Source organism: Chryseobacterium sp. FR048 (genome assembly GCF_056844665.1).
On the sequence record NZ_JBXDSE010000012.1, the window covers coordinates 120,484 to 136,301 of the forward strand.

A 15,818-nucleotide genomic window follows, 5' to 3' on the forward strand; every position below is an offset into this window, starting at 1 on the left:
TTATATCATGTCAAAAGAAAAAGATCTTACAAAAATTGCATCTGATATTTTTGAGGCAAACCCAAATATCTCAGAGATCTACATGACTGTAGATGGTCAAGCTTTCACCGATGAAGAAAAAGCTAAAGATAACGCCCGTTATCACAAAAACAAAACTATAACACCTTTTAAAAGAGACTCTGATGAAGTTACAGTAGATGCTGACTCAAGTAATGACAGGGAGGCTCTTATGAAGGAATATGAAGAGCTGTTTAATGAAAAAGCCGCTCATAATATTGGAATTCCTAAACTAAAGGAAAAGATTGCTGCCAAAAAAGAAGAATTGGCCAAATCGTAATTTAATTTAATAACCTTTTAAAACCTATTTAAAAAATGGCACTTTTTGGAACAAAAATCGTTGAAATGGCAGAAGTAAAAACTGATGGAACACTTCCTCTGGAAGCTGAATGGACAGAACTGTGTAAAACCTACAGAGATTCCGTGGAAGTTGTAGATGAAGATGCAGATATTGCAGAAGAATACTGTGACCAGGTATCTGAACCTATTGAAATATTTCTGGAGGCTGGAAAAACAAATGGTAAATTTTCTGCCTATGAGTATGATCCTGCAATACTAACCAAATTAATGGGAGGTACAGTTCTTGACGGTGTATGGACAGAGGGAGATAATCGTGGTAAGGATATAGCCCTTCGCTTTAAAACAGATTCAGGTCACATCATTGCATGGCCATCGGTAAAGTTATTCGCAAAGAAAAACCTTAAACTGGTGAAAAAGAATATTGCATTAATTGATGTGACGTTCACTCCAAAATCAAAGGTAAGAATCAGTAAATCTGCATAAAGTGGGAAATAGTACCGGCACTGAAAAACGAGCTGCCAGTCTATTACTTAAAAGAGGTGTAAAGGTGCAAATCCTCGCACCTCTTTTTTTTAGACTATTCAGGAAGAAAACAATTGATCTTACCATTACAGCTCCTACTACGAATACTTTACTAAAGATCGCTCATACTTATCTCTCTATGGGAATACGCAAAACTGATGAACTTACAGTTCCTGAAGCCTTTTCACTTTTGAAAGATCATAGTAAAGGGATGACAGATATTATTGCAATATGTATACTGAATTCGCCAAAGAAAATGTGGATTAAAGGAATACTTTCCCGGCTTTTATCTACGAGTTTAACACAAGATCACATCAATTATCTATTTCACCTAATTATAGTGTATGGAGGCGTTGAGGATTTTATCAATACTATCAGATTAGTGGAGACGACGATGATAACGAAACCGATGAATCTGAGTCCGGAGGAGAAGATGAGTTAAAAAGCGAAAGCTTCCATAGCATCTTTGGATTTATCATGATGGTTGCTGAAAAAACAGGATGGACAAAAAAACAGATTCTGAACGATTTCAGTTTTGCTGAGCTCAATTTTATGCTGTCCGACTCACCACGTCTGATAAAGAAAAAAAATAAAAACAAAAAACTAACAACTGATGAAGACTTTGCTTCATTCTTTAAAACCCATATAGAATAATGGCAGACTTAGACCCAATAGAAGTAGAATTGAACTGGAACTCCAAAGAGTTTATGGATGAGTTTCAGAAGTTCCTTGCTGGTGGTAAGGAAGCTGATGCTGCATTAGACAAATTGAAAAATAAATTTTCTCAACTTAGTAAAGAACAACAATCTGCTACTAATGGGAGTAGAGATTTTAATCAGAACCTCAGAGATATTGGAAATACTGTTAATACATTAAATGCTGATTTTGATAGCTTTGGAATTGATAAAGAGAATATTCAGATCCAAAAACAGGTAATAAAGGAGTTGGAGAATCAGATCAAAGAGCTATATAAAAATATTGAAAATTTGGCTCCTGGATCTGCACAAGCAGCATTGATTGTGGAGGCAAGAGCTTTGGAATCTGAATTGAATGCTGAACGTACGGCATTACAAGAAGTGGAATCTGCCTATAATAGTAATAGAAATGCAGCTCAACAGCTTTCAAATGAATATGAAAGTCAGTTAGCAAGGTTAAAAGAGCTTGCACTTGCCGGACAAACCTCAAGCGAGGAATATCAATCGCTTTTGCAAAGTGTACAGAATTACCGTGAAGCATTAAGGGGCTTAAATGAGGATCTTGATCAAACCTCTAGAAATTCATTTTCCGCATTTATAGGACTTCTTACTTTGATGTCTTCCGGTCTCGCCGTAGCCCAAGGAACCATGGGGCTCTTTGCTGGAGAAAATGAGAACCTTGAACGTATTATGCTAAAAGTTCAGTCTTTAATGGCTATTACTATAGGTTTACAAGAGATCAATGAAGTATTGAATAATCGAAATTCTGCAGCAGTTAGAGCATTGATCGCCGTTCAAAATTTTTATGTTGCAGCGAATACCAGGGTTTCCGCTTCATTGGTTACTTGGGGACTTTCTGCAAATGCCGCCAATATTGCATCGAAAGCTCTTCTGGCAACATTAACATTGGGGTTAACTGTCGCTATCGCTGCTGTCATGGTCTGGTTTGAAAAATATCAGGCTGAACAAAAAGAAATAGCAGATGCACAAAAGAAGCACTCAGAAGCTGTAGCTGATTCAGCAGCAGAGCAGATGATTGCTTATAAAAAACTACAAATACAATGGAATTCACTTGCAGATGATCTTAAGTCAAAACAAAAGTTTATAAACGGAAATCAGGATGCCTTTAAAAAATTAGGGGTTGAAGTAACAAGCGTAGCCGATGCTGAAAATGTTTTGGTTCGTAACACAACTGCATTTGTTGAATCTATGATGGCAAGAGCTGAGGCCGCAGCGGCAATGCAGCTTGCATCAGAAAAATTCAAGGAATACCTAGTTAAATTTTCGGAAGAAAATGAAAAACTTGAAGATCCTACCATAGGGCAAAATATTGGTCAATGGTGGCAAATGGGGGTATTAGGAAAAAGTACAGAAGAATATGTAAACCAAGTGCATGAGGAATCTGGCAAAGCTAAAAAAGAATATGAAAAATTTATTGGTGATGCTGTAGATTTTGAAAAAAGAAAAGATGAAATTTATAAAAAGTATGGTTTCCGCGAAAATTTAGGAAAGGAAACTAAGCCTAAAAAAGAGAAAAAACCAAAGGATCTTGCAGAGGTTTTTGACACAGAAAGCATGATGAAACTACAGCAACAGATTATGCTTTTAGATGGTGCTTTACAGCGTATGGGAAAAAATGGTGAGGTTCGTCTTCGTGCTATTGATAAGTATGGGAAGCAATATGCAACTAATATAGTTGTATCAGAAAAAACGGCAATGGATCAAAGAGCAGCCTTAATGATTAAGTATAATGAACTGGAAAGGAAGCTCAGATACAAAAATCTTACAGAAACGGTATCTGACACTGAAGAACGCTGGAAAACATATTATCAGTATGAAAGGGAGTTTGGAACCAAAGCAGCAAAAGAACAGTTCTCTTCTTTACGAGCAGAAGGAGCATCATTCTATCAATGGCTGGATAATAAAAAAGGTGAATTAACGAGTATCACCAATAATGGTGGTGTATTAACTGAAGAACAGAAGAAAGCACTGGAGCTTATCACACTTAAACGAAGTGAGCTATCAGGCGAAAAAAATGAATTTGACCTCTTTTCAGAAAAAACAGAGTTACAGCTAAAGGAACTCCCTACAATCTCTCAACAAATAGATTATTTGGTAAAACAAAGAGATGAACTTACCAACGAATATGTTGATAAAGGTTTTTACTCTTTTCTGGATTTACAAATTGACCAAAAGAGAAATGATCTGAAAAGTATGGTCGCTGAATTTATTGTAGGTCACCAGAATTTTGAAGTTCAAAAAAACAATATTACTAATAGATATGCAACATTAAGAAATAGTATAGAGAAAAGGGAAGATATTGGATCAGATACCCGTAACAATTTACTGAAAGAATTAGAACGTGAGCAAAACAAAGAACTGGCAAGCATTACTTCATTTCAGTTTGAAAGAAGACGGATGGAAGAGGAATTAAGCGCTAATCTTTTAAATATTACTACCAACCAATTAAAAAGCAGGCTTCAGACTTTGAGAGAGTTTTTAAGTAGTGAAATTTCTCTTACAAAAGAACAGCGAGAAAAGCTTATGTCTGAAGTACAGAAGATAGAATCATTAACCAGTACAAACGAAGTGAATCGTGATGAAAAAATACTTCTGGACCGAAAAGCAAAGATTTTAAAAGATATTAATAGTTTGAAAAGTAAAGGTAATGCACTGACGGTTGTTGAAAATAATTTAATTATTGCCTTACTGGATGAACTTTCTTTTGTGAATGAAAAGCTCCGAGATATTAATTTGGAAAAGTTCCAAAAAATTGCTGATTGGTCTTCTGATATAGCAGGTTCATTTTCTGACATGAGTGAGGCCATCGATGACAGTAATTCAGCACTGACTCAGACTCTACAGACAATATCTGAACTTGGTAAAGATGTTTCCAGTGTTATTGGGGCATTTCAGAAAGGGCTTATAGAAGGTATAGTATCTCTTGTAGCCTCCATTATTAAATGGGTAGGCAAGCTTTTCACCATGGGTAAAAGAGCAAGGGAAAGCGAAAGACAGGCCCAGGAAGAAATGAGAAAATATCAGGAAGAAATCTTCCAGAGCCAGCTTGATTATAATGCTGAACTACGTAAGAGGATTGCTGATGAAATAAAGCTCAATGATCTATATAAATCCCGTGTTGATAACATAAAGGAGCAAATGGCTGCCAATAAACAAAATACAGCTCAGGTGCTTAAAGATCAGCAGGAGGTTTTTAATAAGTTACTAAGAGCTGAAACAGTAGCAGGAATGCACACTGAAAAGTATGGTGGATTTTTAGGCATGGGTAAGAAAACCCGGGTTGTAGAAGAATTAAAAACAGTTGCAGAATTATTGGGAATTGGTTCTTACCAGGCTGCTCCCGGCATTTGGGGTGCAGGTGGTATTCAAATATTTCAACCCGGTCAGGTAGAGTTAACGGATGAACTTTTTGATAAACTTGAACAAATAAACGCTAATAATCCCTTTACTGGAGCTGCTAAAACGGCTTTTGAGCAATTGAAAAAATTGAGGGATGAATATGGTAGCATTCAGGAACTCAATAAACAATTGGAGATTGAACTTAAAAATACTCTATCCGGAACCACCGCTCAAGCTTTAGCAGATAGTATCAAAGAGGGGCTTAAATCAGGTAAGAAAACATTTGCAGACTTTGCTAATGATATAGAGGGATTTTTACGTGAAGCCATTTTGGCAGGAATATCAGCAAAAGTGATAGAGCCTGAAATTCAAAAGTTACAGGATGCATTAGCAGATATGATGGGAGATGGTATTCTTTCCTCTGATGAAAGAGCAAAGTTTCAGGAAATGTATCTAGCCATTGTGAAGCAGTCTCAAGAGTATATGAATATTATCAATGAGGCCGGAGTAGATCTAACAACGAGTACAAACAATGCCAACTCCCTTCAGGGAGCTTTCCGTTCCATGACTCAGGAGAGTGCTGACACTATGAGCGGACAGTTAGGAGGAATGAGGCTTGCACAATTGGAGACTAACCAGATTCTAAAATCCGGCGGCGCTCAACAGCTTTCCCGGCTGAGTAAAATGGTAGAATTACAGGTGGACATTGAAAAGAATACCCGTAGAACTGCTGAGAATACAGACAAAATAAAAGATGTAAACACCAACGTTGAAAAGGTTGTGGAGGGCCAAACAAAGCACTATAATGCCCTTCAAGCAGCTGGAATAATACCTTAATCATCATGGCTTTTTTAGATACAATCAATAATAAAAATTTACTGAGCATTTATAAGCTCGTAATACAAACCGGAACTCATGAGCTTTTGGAATTTCCGGAAAGAAAGGAATCCTTAAGCAATGACTGGCGAGAAGAGAACGGAACAGAAACAGATCTTGAACTTGTGCGATTTAAAGACAAAGAAGTAAACCTGAACTGTATTTTCATAGTCTCCAATGATACTGAGTACTGGAATTGTTACAATGCATTTTTTGCTGAGATTACAAAACCCGGTCTTCAAAATTTATTTATTGAGGACCACTCTAAAACCTATCAGGTTTTTTATAAGAAAACATCAGGTTTCAAAAAAGCAAGTAAACGCTTAAAAAATGTTCCTAAAGTAGCGGTGAAATTTACTTTAACATTAGACGTAAAATCATGATTTATCAAATAAAACGAGATTCAAATATTATTGCAAGTGTAAGAGCTGAAGGAAAGGTTTCTACTAAATTAATGGGAGAAGAACTGATCAGTATGTCTTTTACATTGACGGAAAAACTCAGCTTCCAGATCGGAGATACAGTTAATGTATACGATAATACATATTATCTGATTTCTGATCCTTCTTACACAAAGAACTCATCTCGTGAGTATGTGTATGACCTTCAATTTGCCGGAGTAAAATATAATCTGGCCGATGTCCAGTTTTTCCAGTATGATAGTAATAATGATCTTACCGTCCCAGAATTTAATTTGATTACAAATGCAGAAACATTGGTAAATCTTTTGGTATCGAATGCTAATAGAACACAGTCAGGCTGGGTTAAAGGAGTAGTGGATGATACCGAACATAAACAGGTAGATTTTTCAGGACATAACTGTCTTTCAGCTCTCAATGTAATTGCAGAGGCTTTTGATCTTGAGTTCTGGATAGATGGTAACAAGTCCATTCATTTTACAAAAAGAGATCAACATTCAGGATATACTTTTAAATATGGTAAAGGGAAAGGGCTTAAAAATATCAGCAGATCTCAATTACAGGACTTTAACCTGGTGACGCGTATTTACGCTGTTGGAAGTGACAGAAACCTTCCTGTAAACTATAGAAATGGCCAGAAAAAATTGAGAATGCCAGTTCCATATCTTGAGAAGAATGTAGATATATATAAAGTAATTGAGCAGACTAAAACCTTTGAAGAGATCTTTCCAAAGTATGAAGGAGTTGTGACAGCTGTTGATAGTTCAAATCCTTTAATTTTCACAGATCAGAATTTACCTTTTGATCTGAACTCAACGGACAGTAATGGAAATACTACAATTCTTATCAAAGGGATATCAGCAAAAGTGATCTTTCAAACCGGACAATTGGCAGGTTATACTTTAGAGATCCGGGAATCTGGATTCAATTCAACTACAAAAACATTTACACTTCTTATCAATAAAGATGAGAAAACGCTTGAGATTCCATCTGATATGATCCGCCCTGCTGTTGGGGATAAGTATATTTTAGTCGATATAATGATGCCTTCTGCATATGTTAATGATGCAGAAGCAAAATTACAAATTGCCGCTCAGGAATACCTGGATAAGAACTCTCACATAAGGAACCAGTATTTTGTGACATCAGATCCTCTTTATTTTAAAACTAATAATATCAATATTAACGTTGGTTTTTCAGTTCATTTTATTGATGAAGCTTTTGGACTGGATGATAATATAAGAGTGACAGGTGTAACAAAAGATTTGCAAAATAAATATGATGTACAGTTTGATATGGCTGAAGTAAGTTCATTACCAGGTGTGGTAAGAACAGCGATCAATAATAGCAATACTCTTTCAGGAATCATTAAGAATACTAAATTCAATACAGAACTGGCAAGACAGTCATATTATTTTGCACGGGAAATGTTTGATAAAACCTATGATAGTGATGGATATTTTGATCCTGAAAATATCAGAAAACTTTCCATTGAAACAAAAATGATTTCCCTAGGAAGTCCTATGCAGGCTTTTGCTATGCCATATGTGAAATTCTTTGTTGAGAACACCTTAACATCAGTTTCCTATACCTCTGGAGAGGTCGTTCATTTTGGTTTGCAACAAAATGGAACAAGGAAATGGTTTTTAACAGAGAATATTATAACTGATATTACGAATAATTTCAATTATATATTCATAAAAGCAGAGAAACAAGGCTCAATAGCCTCTGTCGTGATTACAGAGGAACAATTGAAGATTGATAGTGATCCCAATTACTATTTTTTTGAAGCGGGTGTCTTATCATCAGTTAATGATGGTTACCGTCAGATAAAAATGACTCATGGTTTTGGTATGATCAACCCGGCAGAGCTATCCATTGGTAAAATATCATCACCATTCGGCGGAAGCTTTATTGATATACAACAGGATAAAATTAAAATTCATGCAGATGTTGAATTTGCAGACGACTCAATTGCCTTTGAACAAATCAATAATCAGATTTTCATTGGTGGAGAAAATCTTCTGATAGGAACTATTGAGGAGAGAGATTATTATGATATGCTTGAGGCAAAGGGAAGGTATCTTAATCAGGAACTTCCTTTTACAATGTCTGTAGACTGTATTTCAACTAGCATTTTTGATGCTTTATTGATTGTCATTGGAAAAAATAACAATACAAATACTTATGAGGTGATGGCGCAAAAAGAATTTAAAACAAAAGGGTTTTTAGAACGTATTTGGGTATCATTTAAAACGCTTTTAAACAAGTATAAAAATATTCAGATAAAAATTGTAAAGAACCCATCCGGAGAGGAGGTTCAAATGCAAAAGCCAAAAATGGAAATTGGTAATAGACCTACCGATTACAGTCAGTCTCAATATGATGCAGATCTGAAAATTGAAGAGGTTGAAAAGAAAACAAACTTCCTGACTACTTCCATCTATGGGAATATTATTGCTACAGGAACAGTGCTTCTGGGTAATTATGAAACCGGAACAAATGCAGGTATTACTGGAGAAGGCACAGTGGATGATGTATTTTTATGGGGAGGTTCTACGTATGCAAACCGAAATCAGGCAAAAGTGAGGTTCTACAGAAATGGGAAATTGTACGCTGGTGATGCACATATCGAAGGATATGTAAAAGCAACGGATGGTGAATTTACTGGTAAAATAACGGCGACTTCTGGCTGGTTCGGAACAGGAGATAAAGGCTTCAGCGTTTATTCAGATGGGATTATATCTAAAATGGGATATGTATGGCTTGGAGAACAGGACGGATTTGCTCAGGAAAATGGAATGGCAATGCTCTTATCCAGTGGTAATGGTCAGGCAAGTATCGACATCCGTAATGAGAAACCTGCCTCTTTTGGAAAAACAGGAGTTTATATATCTATAGATAAAGGCAGTGATAATGTAGCCTTACGAATAAGAAAAGGAGGTATAAGGGTATATGATAATGCTATTGGGTGGCAGGATGGATTTACTGGCACTAAAATAATTGGAGGAACGAACTTAAATTTTATCAAAGGAATTTTAGTAGGATAAAAAAACAAAATTATAAAACAAAAACCATGTCAGGCGTAAACATGCAAATAAACGTAACAGAATCCGTCAGCCCTAAAAATGTGGCTACACTGGATCGTCAAGATTTAAATCTAATAGGTAGTACATATTCAAAAGTACAGTTAGAAGATAAGCTCACATCCATAGTTGGAACTTCGTATCTGGGAGAATTACCAAAGTCATATAACTTCCCTACAACTGGAAGCTATACTTTTAATCCGAATGAAGCCGGTATTTATATCATAAACGGAGTCGCATTGCCAGCAATTACACTCCAGGATTTTGATGATTATTTAGAGATCAGAATCAGAGTTACTAATGGTGTACCTTCTTTATCAAAGAAAACAATGCCAGACTTCCCCCTTACGAATACCTATAATCCTAATGATGATCAAAAAGCATCAACAATGAAAGCCGCCGCGGATCGTTGGGACAAAACGTTAATGGCATTGGATAGCTTTGTTAATCCTGAAGGCCCGGGCCCGTGGCAAACAATGCCATTTCCTTCAACAGAATATGCAGGCTACATATTAAATCAGAATGCGGCTGGAGAAGCTCAGCAAAGCGGAGCTTGGGGCGAAATGTCCGCAGCTAGTCTGGCAGGTATATCGAGCCTCAAAATAACAGCACCAAATATGGATAAATATGGCGGAACTATTTCTTGGTGGATCGGATTTAGAGCGGACAATACATTCGACGTTTTAAAGTCTGGTATTATCGTCAATGGAGTTGCCCAAATCAATCTGGATGATCAGTACGCATATTATAAATATTCCCGCCCTTTGAATGGAGCTGTGTTGCAAAAACAATCAAAAGTAAATCTTCCGGTTGAAGAGGATGCTGTAATGAAGACAATTAAATCTTTAGGATCGGGATATTCCGGCATTTTAGACCTTGGAGTGCTAGGGGTGAAAGAAAGTAATTCAGCGGCCCAAAATACCGATATTATAAATCAGGCTATAGAAAACGAGTCGAAAAAAACGGTGCAAAGGGTCATTAAGTTTCCGCCGGGCATATTCCAAGTAAACGAGATAATACTACAACCTAATACATCATTAACGGGAGCAGGAGATACAAATACAATTTTAAGAACCGATCCGGGTAGTACTGCAAGATACATAATAGTCCTACCAGATGGTCGAGTAAATAGAGGACTTATATCTGATCTCCTGATAGATGGTAAAAATACCACTCAGGGCACAGTGTATATTAACAACACATTTGATTTTAAAATATCTAATTGTTTGATTGAAGGTGGACCACAGTATGGTATTAAGATGGTTGGTGGTCTATATCACACTATTTCTGATATATATTTCTCTGGTGGTAACATATCGTTGATAACTGATCATGTTACCGGAAGCATGGGAACCAACCTTATCAAATACGACAGATTGTACTTCGTAAATGCGAAGAAAAAATGTGTAGAATTGAACGGAGGTTCAAACTTCGTTTTCAATTCGTGTAACTTCGAGGATAGTGGAACTTCCGGAGACGAAACAACAGGAGGGGTGCATGCTAAAAACATTTCTGCCGGAGGTGAGGGTGTCGATGTTGTTTTCAACAATTGTTGGTCTGAAGGTATTAGAGGCGGGTTCGTCTACAAAATAGACAATTGTAAAGGTAATTCTGTGATCAGAGACTGCATGCTTGGAAACGGAGGAAACGGAACCGGAACAATAACCAACGCAATTCTGAATATAGGTTCAAACTTGTTACTATCTGGTGCTACGAGATTCTCTACCGCTCCACACTTTTACCCGTTTCCGACAAATGTGAGAACGACAGGATCAACCACGTATGTTGATAATCCAAATATAAATATTGGTGTCAACAATGTTGGATCTATTAAAACAGCTCAGTATTCATGATTTTAAAAAGCCTTCCTGAATTGGGAAGGCTTTTTAAATTTGAGAAAAAATTGGATGTTATGTTTTCAAAATTGGGATATTATGTTTTCGCGATTATAGTTTATAAATTCGTTTTCACAATCAAAACAAAAATATTATTATGAAAGCAAAATTTATCTTAGTGGCAAGTGTTGCTGCCTGTTCTTTTGTTTTTGGACAAAACACCCCATCGAAAATTGCTCCGGCTAAAAACGGATTACACGCAGAATTTATGCGATTTGAAAAAAACGGGCCGACTTTTCAGGGAAGTCCTGTTTTATTTGATGAAGCTTCTCAGAGACTTTCTCCGGGGCAGGGCCGTAAGTTGGGGCATGAAAAGGATGAATTAGGATTTGAAACCCATCGTTTTCAGCAAACCATCAATGATATTCCTGTAGAATACGGAATGATGGCAGTGCAGACCAGAGACGGTAAAATTGTAGGACAGTCCGGTTCATGGATCCTTAAAACACCAAAGATCGCTGAAAAGAAAGCTAATATCTCTGAAGATGTAGCTTTGCAAAGTGCTCTGTCATTTGTAGGAGCTGATTCATACAAATGGCAAAACAAAGACGAAGAAGATTTTGTGAAAAGAGAAACCAATAATGCAGATGCCAGTTTTGCCCCGAAAGGAGAGCTGGTGTATTATTCAGATCCTTCCGATGAAAAATTAAAAGATTTAAAATTAGCTTATAAGTTTGATATTTACTCGGAAAAACCACTCAGCAGACAATATGTTTTTGTAGATGCTAAAAACGGAAATGTTTTAGGTACAGATGCTATTATCCATGAAGTGAATACACCGGGAACGGCAACAACAGTTTATAGCGGAAGCCGGAATATCACGACAGACTCTTATAACGGTAGCTACAGACTGAGAGAAACAGGAAGAAATGCCGGTACAGCCGTAGAGACCTATAATGCGAAAAAAAGTACCAGCTTATCCGGAGCTGTAGATTTTACAGATACCGATAATGTCTGGAATAATGTGAATACCAATAAAGATGAATATGCCACCGATGCCCATTGGGGAGCTGAGATGACATTGGATTATTATTACACCAAGTATGGCAGAAAGAGTATTGACAACAATAACTTTGCGATAAAGTCGTATGTGCATTACGGAAATAATGTATTCAATGCGTATTGGGACGGATCGAGAATGCTTTACGGAGATGGAAGTCCTACAACGAATGGAGGAAAACCTTTAACAGCTATTGATGTTTGCGGTCACGAAATTACACACGGGCTGACTACCAAGACCGCTAATCTTGTATATCAGAGAGAGCCGGGAGCTTTGAATGAAGGATTTTCTGATATTTTCGGAAATACGATAGAACGTTGGGCAAGACCTACCAAGGCAAGTTGGACATTAGGTGAAGATTTCAGTTATGTAATCCGGGATATGTCTAATCCTAATGCTTATCGTCAGCCGGATACTTATAAAGGAACCTACTGGAAAGATGCAACCACTACAGGCTGTGCTGTTCCGGGGCAGACCACCAATGACTATTGTGGAGTTCATACCAATTCCGGAGTGTTGAATTTCTGGTATTATTTATTGGTAACCGGAGGTTCAGGAACCAATGATAACGGGTTTGCCTATAATGTTTCAGGAATAGGTTTAGATAAAGCAGGAGCAATTGCTTACCGTACCCTGACTACTTACCTGACTTCTACTTCTACTTATGCCAATACCAGAACTTACTCGCTTCAGGCGGCAGCAGATCTTTATGGAGCAGGAAGCAACGAAGTGACCCAGGTTACCAATGCATGGAATGCCGTAGGAGTAGGAGGGGGAACTTCTCCTGCCGGACTTATGGCAGCAGCTGTAGATAATGTTTCTCCTTATACGATAAGTCCTAATCCTGCAACAGACAGATTTACGGTGAGCTTTGAAGGAAAAGCAGGAAGAGGAGCGATAGAGTTGATTAGTCTTACAGGAAAAAGAGAAATTTCTGAAAAAGTGAATATGACTGACGGAATGAACAGACTGGAAATTCAGATTCCTTCTGGTATTCTTCCGGGAGTATACATTGTGATGGTCAACGGGCAAAAGGCAGGAAGCCTGATTAAAAAGTAAACCAAATTTTTAATATATTTTAACAAAAAGGCCGTAAGTATTGTCTTACGGCCTTTTGTTTTATTTTGAATCAAAGAAAATTTATACGAAATAAAAGTCATTGAGTTTTTCCTCACAAAGTGTCTTTACAACCTCAATCCATCGGTCTTCATCATTCAGACAAGGAATATAATGGAAGTTTTCACCGCCACCATGCATGAACTGTTCTTTACCTTCTACAGAAATTTCTTCCAGAGTCTCGAGACAATCAGATACGAAAGCCGGGCATACAATGGCCAGATTTTTTATTCCTTTTTTACCAATGGTTTCCAATGTTTCGTCAGTATAAGGCTCTATCCATTTATCTTTTCCCAACCTTGATTGGAAAGAAACAATGGTTTTTTCTTTAGGAAGATTCAGTCGATCAATCACAAGCTGTGTCGTTTTATAACACTGATGGCGATAACAGAACTGGTGGCTGGGATTATCATCTCTGGAGCAGCAATCATTAAGATTACAGGTTTTGGTGGGATCTGTCTTATAAATATGTCTTTCCGGAACTCCGTGGTAGGAAAACTGCAGGGCATCAAAATTCTCAGGAAGCTTTTCCTTAATACTTTCTGCAAGACAGTTGATATAAATATCCCTGTTATAGAAAGGCTGGATATAATTGATCTTCACCTGAGGAAATTTCTTTTTCCTTACTTCTTCAGCTTTTTCAATAACGGTTTCCGTGGTACTCATTGCATACTGAGGATATAAAGGAAACAGGACGATTTCTGAAATTCCCTGATCAACCAGCTTCTGAATACCCGTTTCAATGCTTGGTTCAGCATACCTCATCCCGATTTCCACAGGAACGTCAACCAGTTTCTGAAGTTTTTTCTGAATTTTCTCAGTAATGACAATCAGTGGCGATCCTTCATCTGTCCAAACTGTTTTGTAAGCTTCGGCAGATTTGGCAGGCCTTGTTTTCAGAATAATTCCCTGTACGAGAAGAGCACGGAAGATCCAACGATAATCGATCACTCTTTCATCCATCAAAAATTCATCAAGATATTCCTTTACATCTTTTACAGCCGTAGACCTCGGTGATCCGAGATTGACCAATAAAATTCCTTTACTATTCAATATTTTATGTTTTAATTATGAAACAGAAGTGGTAAAATCTGTTACTAATTCTGATACTTTGGCAAAGGTATTACTTTCCACCGAGCCGTCCGGCCCCAATTTGCCTTTTATCCCTTTTATTAGAAGCTGATGTTTATCATCCGTTTTTGCCCCAAGTGTTTTTAAAAGCAATAACAATTCCTCATGACCTTTTTCTCCGCTGGCAGAACCTGTAATCACTGCAACAGGTTTATCGGAAAAAACATGGGTGGAAACACACCATTCCAGTAAATTTTTCAATCTGCCTGGAATACTGAAAATATATTCCGGAGTAGAAAACACTACCCCCGCTGAATCATTAATATTTTCTCTGATTTTCACTACTTCTTCCGGTGTATCAACATCCGTCAGAGAAGTATCAAAGTGAGGCAGAACCGAAAGATCATCATACATCAGGAAATGAATATCGGGATTTTTTTCCAATACCTGTTCCATAAGTTTCTGATTGCTGGAGTTCTTTGTGGCACTTCCGACAATAATCAGTATCTTCTTGGGAGAGATCATCATGGTTGATTATCCGTTTACAGCTTCCACTCTTTCTACAAGATCCGGAACGAATTGTTTTAAAATATTTTCAATTCCGTTTTTCAACGTAGCCGTAGAACTTGGGCAGCCGGAGCATGCACCCTGTAAAAGCATTTTTGCGGTTTTATTCTCCTGGTCATATTCCATTAGAGAAATCTTTCCACCATCATTTTCCACTGCAGGAGCCACATATTCATTTAAGATGTCAGAAATCTTCTGTTCATCTTCCGTATAATCTCTGTTGATGATTTTTTCAACCGGGTTTTCATGCTTCTGAGGCTCAATTTTTGCGATTTCTCCTCCATTTTGAAGGTATTCAGCGATCAGTGCACGAACAGTCATCATCACCTGGTGCCATTCTACAGAATTGTCTCTTGTAACGGCTACGAAATTATCAGAAATGAAAACTTCCGTTGCAAAATCAAACTCGTTAAAAATAGCCAGTGCCAAAGGAACTTCTTCAGCAGCTTCTTTCGACTTTACTTCCACGAAACCATCCATCAGTAATTTACTTGAAACGAATTTCATTACATTAGGATTCGGAGTCATCTCAGCATAGATCTGATACATTTCTTTTTTCTTCTGAAGGTAAATTCTTGGGTTGGCCAATAATTCATCCTCAATTGCATTTTTCAGATTTTCCGCTACATGTTCCCATTCAATAGTATCCTGTTTAGCTACAGCAACAAAATTGGCTGTAATGAAAATTCTTTCTACAAACGGATAATTGAAAAGTTCCTGAGCTAAAGGAATTTCTGAAATATCTGAGTTTCTGTCCAACTCTAAAGACCCAGGAATCAAGTTGTAATCTGCAACAAATTTCATCACTTTCGGGTTTTCGGTTGGTTCTATAAGTACGGTACGCATTTTTTCGT

Annotated in this window: 12 protein-coding genes; 9 read left to right on the forward strand and 3 right to left on the reverse strand. The window is 37.3% G+C overall.

Going from position 1 to position 15,818, the window contains the following annotated elements; translation table 11 throughout:
* Nucleotides 1-7 precede the first annotated feature (7 nt).
* From AC106K_RS25545 to AC106K_RS25585, 9 genes are all read left to right on the forward strand, one after another.
* Nucleotides 8-337: a hypothetical protein gene (locus tag AC106K_RS25545; RefSeq protein WP_482448412.1), complete on the forward strand. Its 330-nt coding sequence runs from the start codon at nucleotides 8-10 to the stop codon at nucleotides 335-337.
* Nucleotides 338-372: 35 nt separating this feature from the next.
* On the forward strand, nucleotides 373-840 hold the full coding sequence (locus tag AC106K_RS25550) for a hypothetical protein (RefSeq protein ID WP_482448413.1): 468 nt from the start codon (nucleotides 373-375) through the stop codon (nucleotides 838-840).
* A 1-nt stretch (nucleotide 841) separates the two neighbouring features.
* A complete protein-coding gene (locus AC106K_RS25555) occupies nucleotides 842-1,321 on the forward strand; it encodes a hypothetical protein (RefSeq protein ID WP_482448415.1) in 480 nt (159 codons plus the stop codon).
* A gap of 35 nt (nucleotides 1,322-1,356) precedes the next feature.
* Nucleotides 1,357-1,533: a hypothetical protein gene (locus AC106K_RS25560; RefSeq protein ID WP_482448416.1), complete on the forward strand. Its 177-nt coding sequence runs from the start codon at nucleotides 1,357-1,359 to the stop codon at nucleotides 1,531-1,533.
* 53 nt (nucleotides 1,534-1,586) lie between these two features.
* Nucleotides 1,587-5,771: an AAA family ATPase gene (locus tag AC106K_RS25565; RefSeq protein WP_482448417.1), complete on the forward strand. Its 4,185-nt coding sequence runs from the start codon at nucleotides 1,587-1,589 to the stop codon at nucleotides 5,769-5,771.
* A gap of 5 nt (nucleotides 5,772-5,776) precedes the next feature.
* On the forward strand, nucleotides 5,777-6,193 hold the full coding sequence (locus tag AC106K_RS25570) for a hypothetical protein (RefSeq protein WP_482448419.1): 417 nt from the start codon (nucleotides 5,777-5,779) through the stop codon (nucleotides 6,191-6,193).
* Entirely contained in the window at nucleotides 6,190-9,279 is a 3,090-nt protein-coding gene (locus AC106K_RS25575; protein WP_482448420.1) for a phage tail protein, read from the forward strand. The genes AC106K_RS25570 and AC106K_RS25575 overlap by 4 nt, the downstream gene beginning before the upstream one ends.
* Before the next feature lie 26 nt (nucleotides 9,280-9,305).
* The gene (locus AC106K_RS25580) at nucleotides 9,306-11,168 is read left to right on the forward strand and encodes a glycosyl hydrolase family 28-related protein (protein ID WP_482448421.1); all 1,863 of its coding nucleotides are present in this window, start codon (nucleotides 9,306-9,308) and stop codon (nucleotides 11,166-11,168) included.
* Between the two features lie 139 nt (nucleotides 11,169-11,307).
* The gene (locus tag AC106K_RS25585) at nucleotides 11,308-13,269 is read left to right on the forward strand and encodes a M4 family metallopeptidase (protein WP_482448422.1); all 1,962 of its coding nucleotides are present in this window, start codon (nucleotides 11,308-11,310) and stop codon (nucleotides 13,267-13,269) included.
* Between the two features lie 81 nt (nucleotides 13,270-13,350).
* Here the strand turns inward: AC106K_RS25585 and hemH are convergent, their stop codons facing one another.
* The 3 genes from hemH to AC106K_RS25600 are packed head-to-tail and all read right to left on the reverse strand — an operon-like array spanning nucleotide 13,351 to nucleotide 15,810.
* On the reverse strand, nucleotides 13,351-14,379 hold the full coding sequence (gene hemH, locus AC106K_RS25590; protein WP_482448423.1) for a ferrochelatase: 1,029 nt from the start codon (nucleotides 14,377-14,379) through the stop codon (nucleotides 13,351-13,353).
* A 15-nt stretch (nucleotides 14,380-14,394) separates the two neighbouring features.
* A complete protein-coding gene (locus AC106K_RS25595) occupies nucleotides 14,395-14,925 on the reverse strand; it encodes an NADPH-dependent FMN reductase (protein ID WP_482448424.1) in 531 nt (176 codons plus the stop codon).
* A gap of 6 nt (nucleotides 14,926-14,931) precedes the next feature.
* Nucleotides 14,932-15,810 (reverse strand): NifU family protein, encoded by an 879-nt coding sequence (locus AC106K_RS25600; RefSeq protein WP_482448425.1) that lies wholly within the window; start codon nucleotides 15,808-15,810, stop codon nucleotides 14,932-14,934.
* Nucleotides 15,811-15,818 lie beyond the last annotated feature (8 nt).

Bases quoted from the DNA above. Each gene is read 5' to 3' on its own strand.
- AC106K_RS25565 (WP_482448417.1), top strand. From the start codon at position 1,587: ATGGATGAGTTTCAGAAGTTCCTTGCTGGTGGTAAGGAAGCTGATGCT.
- AC106K_RS25570 (WP_482448419.1), top strand. From the start codon at position 5,777: ATGGCTTTTTTAGATACAATCAATAATAAAAATTTACTGAGCATTTAT.
- AC106K_RS25585 (WP_482448422.1), top strand. From the start codon at position 11,308: ATGAAAGCAAAATTTATCTTAGTGGCAAGTGTTGCTGCCTGTTCTTTT.
- AC106K_RS25550 (WP_482448413.1), top strand. From the start codon at position 373: ATGGCACTTTTTGGAACAAAAATCGTTGAAATGGCAGAAGTAAAAACT.
- AC106K_RS25595 (WP_482448424.1), bottom strand. From the start codon at position 14,925: ATGATGATCTCTCCCAAGAAGATACTGATTATTGTCGGAAGTGCCACA.
- AC106K_RS25600 (WP_482448425.1), bottom strand. From the start codon at position 15,810: ATGCGTACCGTACTTATAGAACCAACCGAAAACCCGAAAGTGATGAAA.
- AC106K_RS25580 (WP_482448421.1), top strand. From the start codon at position 9,306: ATGTCAGGCGTAAACATGCAAATAAACGTAACAGAATCCGTCAGCCCT.
- AC106K_RS25575 (WP_482448420.1), top strand. From the start codon at position 6,190: ATGATTTATCAAATAAAACGAGATTCAAATATTATTGCAAGTGTAAGA.
- AC106K_RS25560 (WP_482448416.1), top strand. From the start codon at position 1,357: ATGATGGTTGCTGAAAAAACAGGATGGACAAAAAAACAGATTCTGAAC.
- AC106K_RS25545 (WP_482448412.1), top strand. From the start codon at position 8: ATGTCAAAAGAAAAAGATCTTACAAAAATTGCATCTGATATTTTTGAG.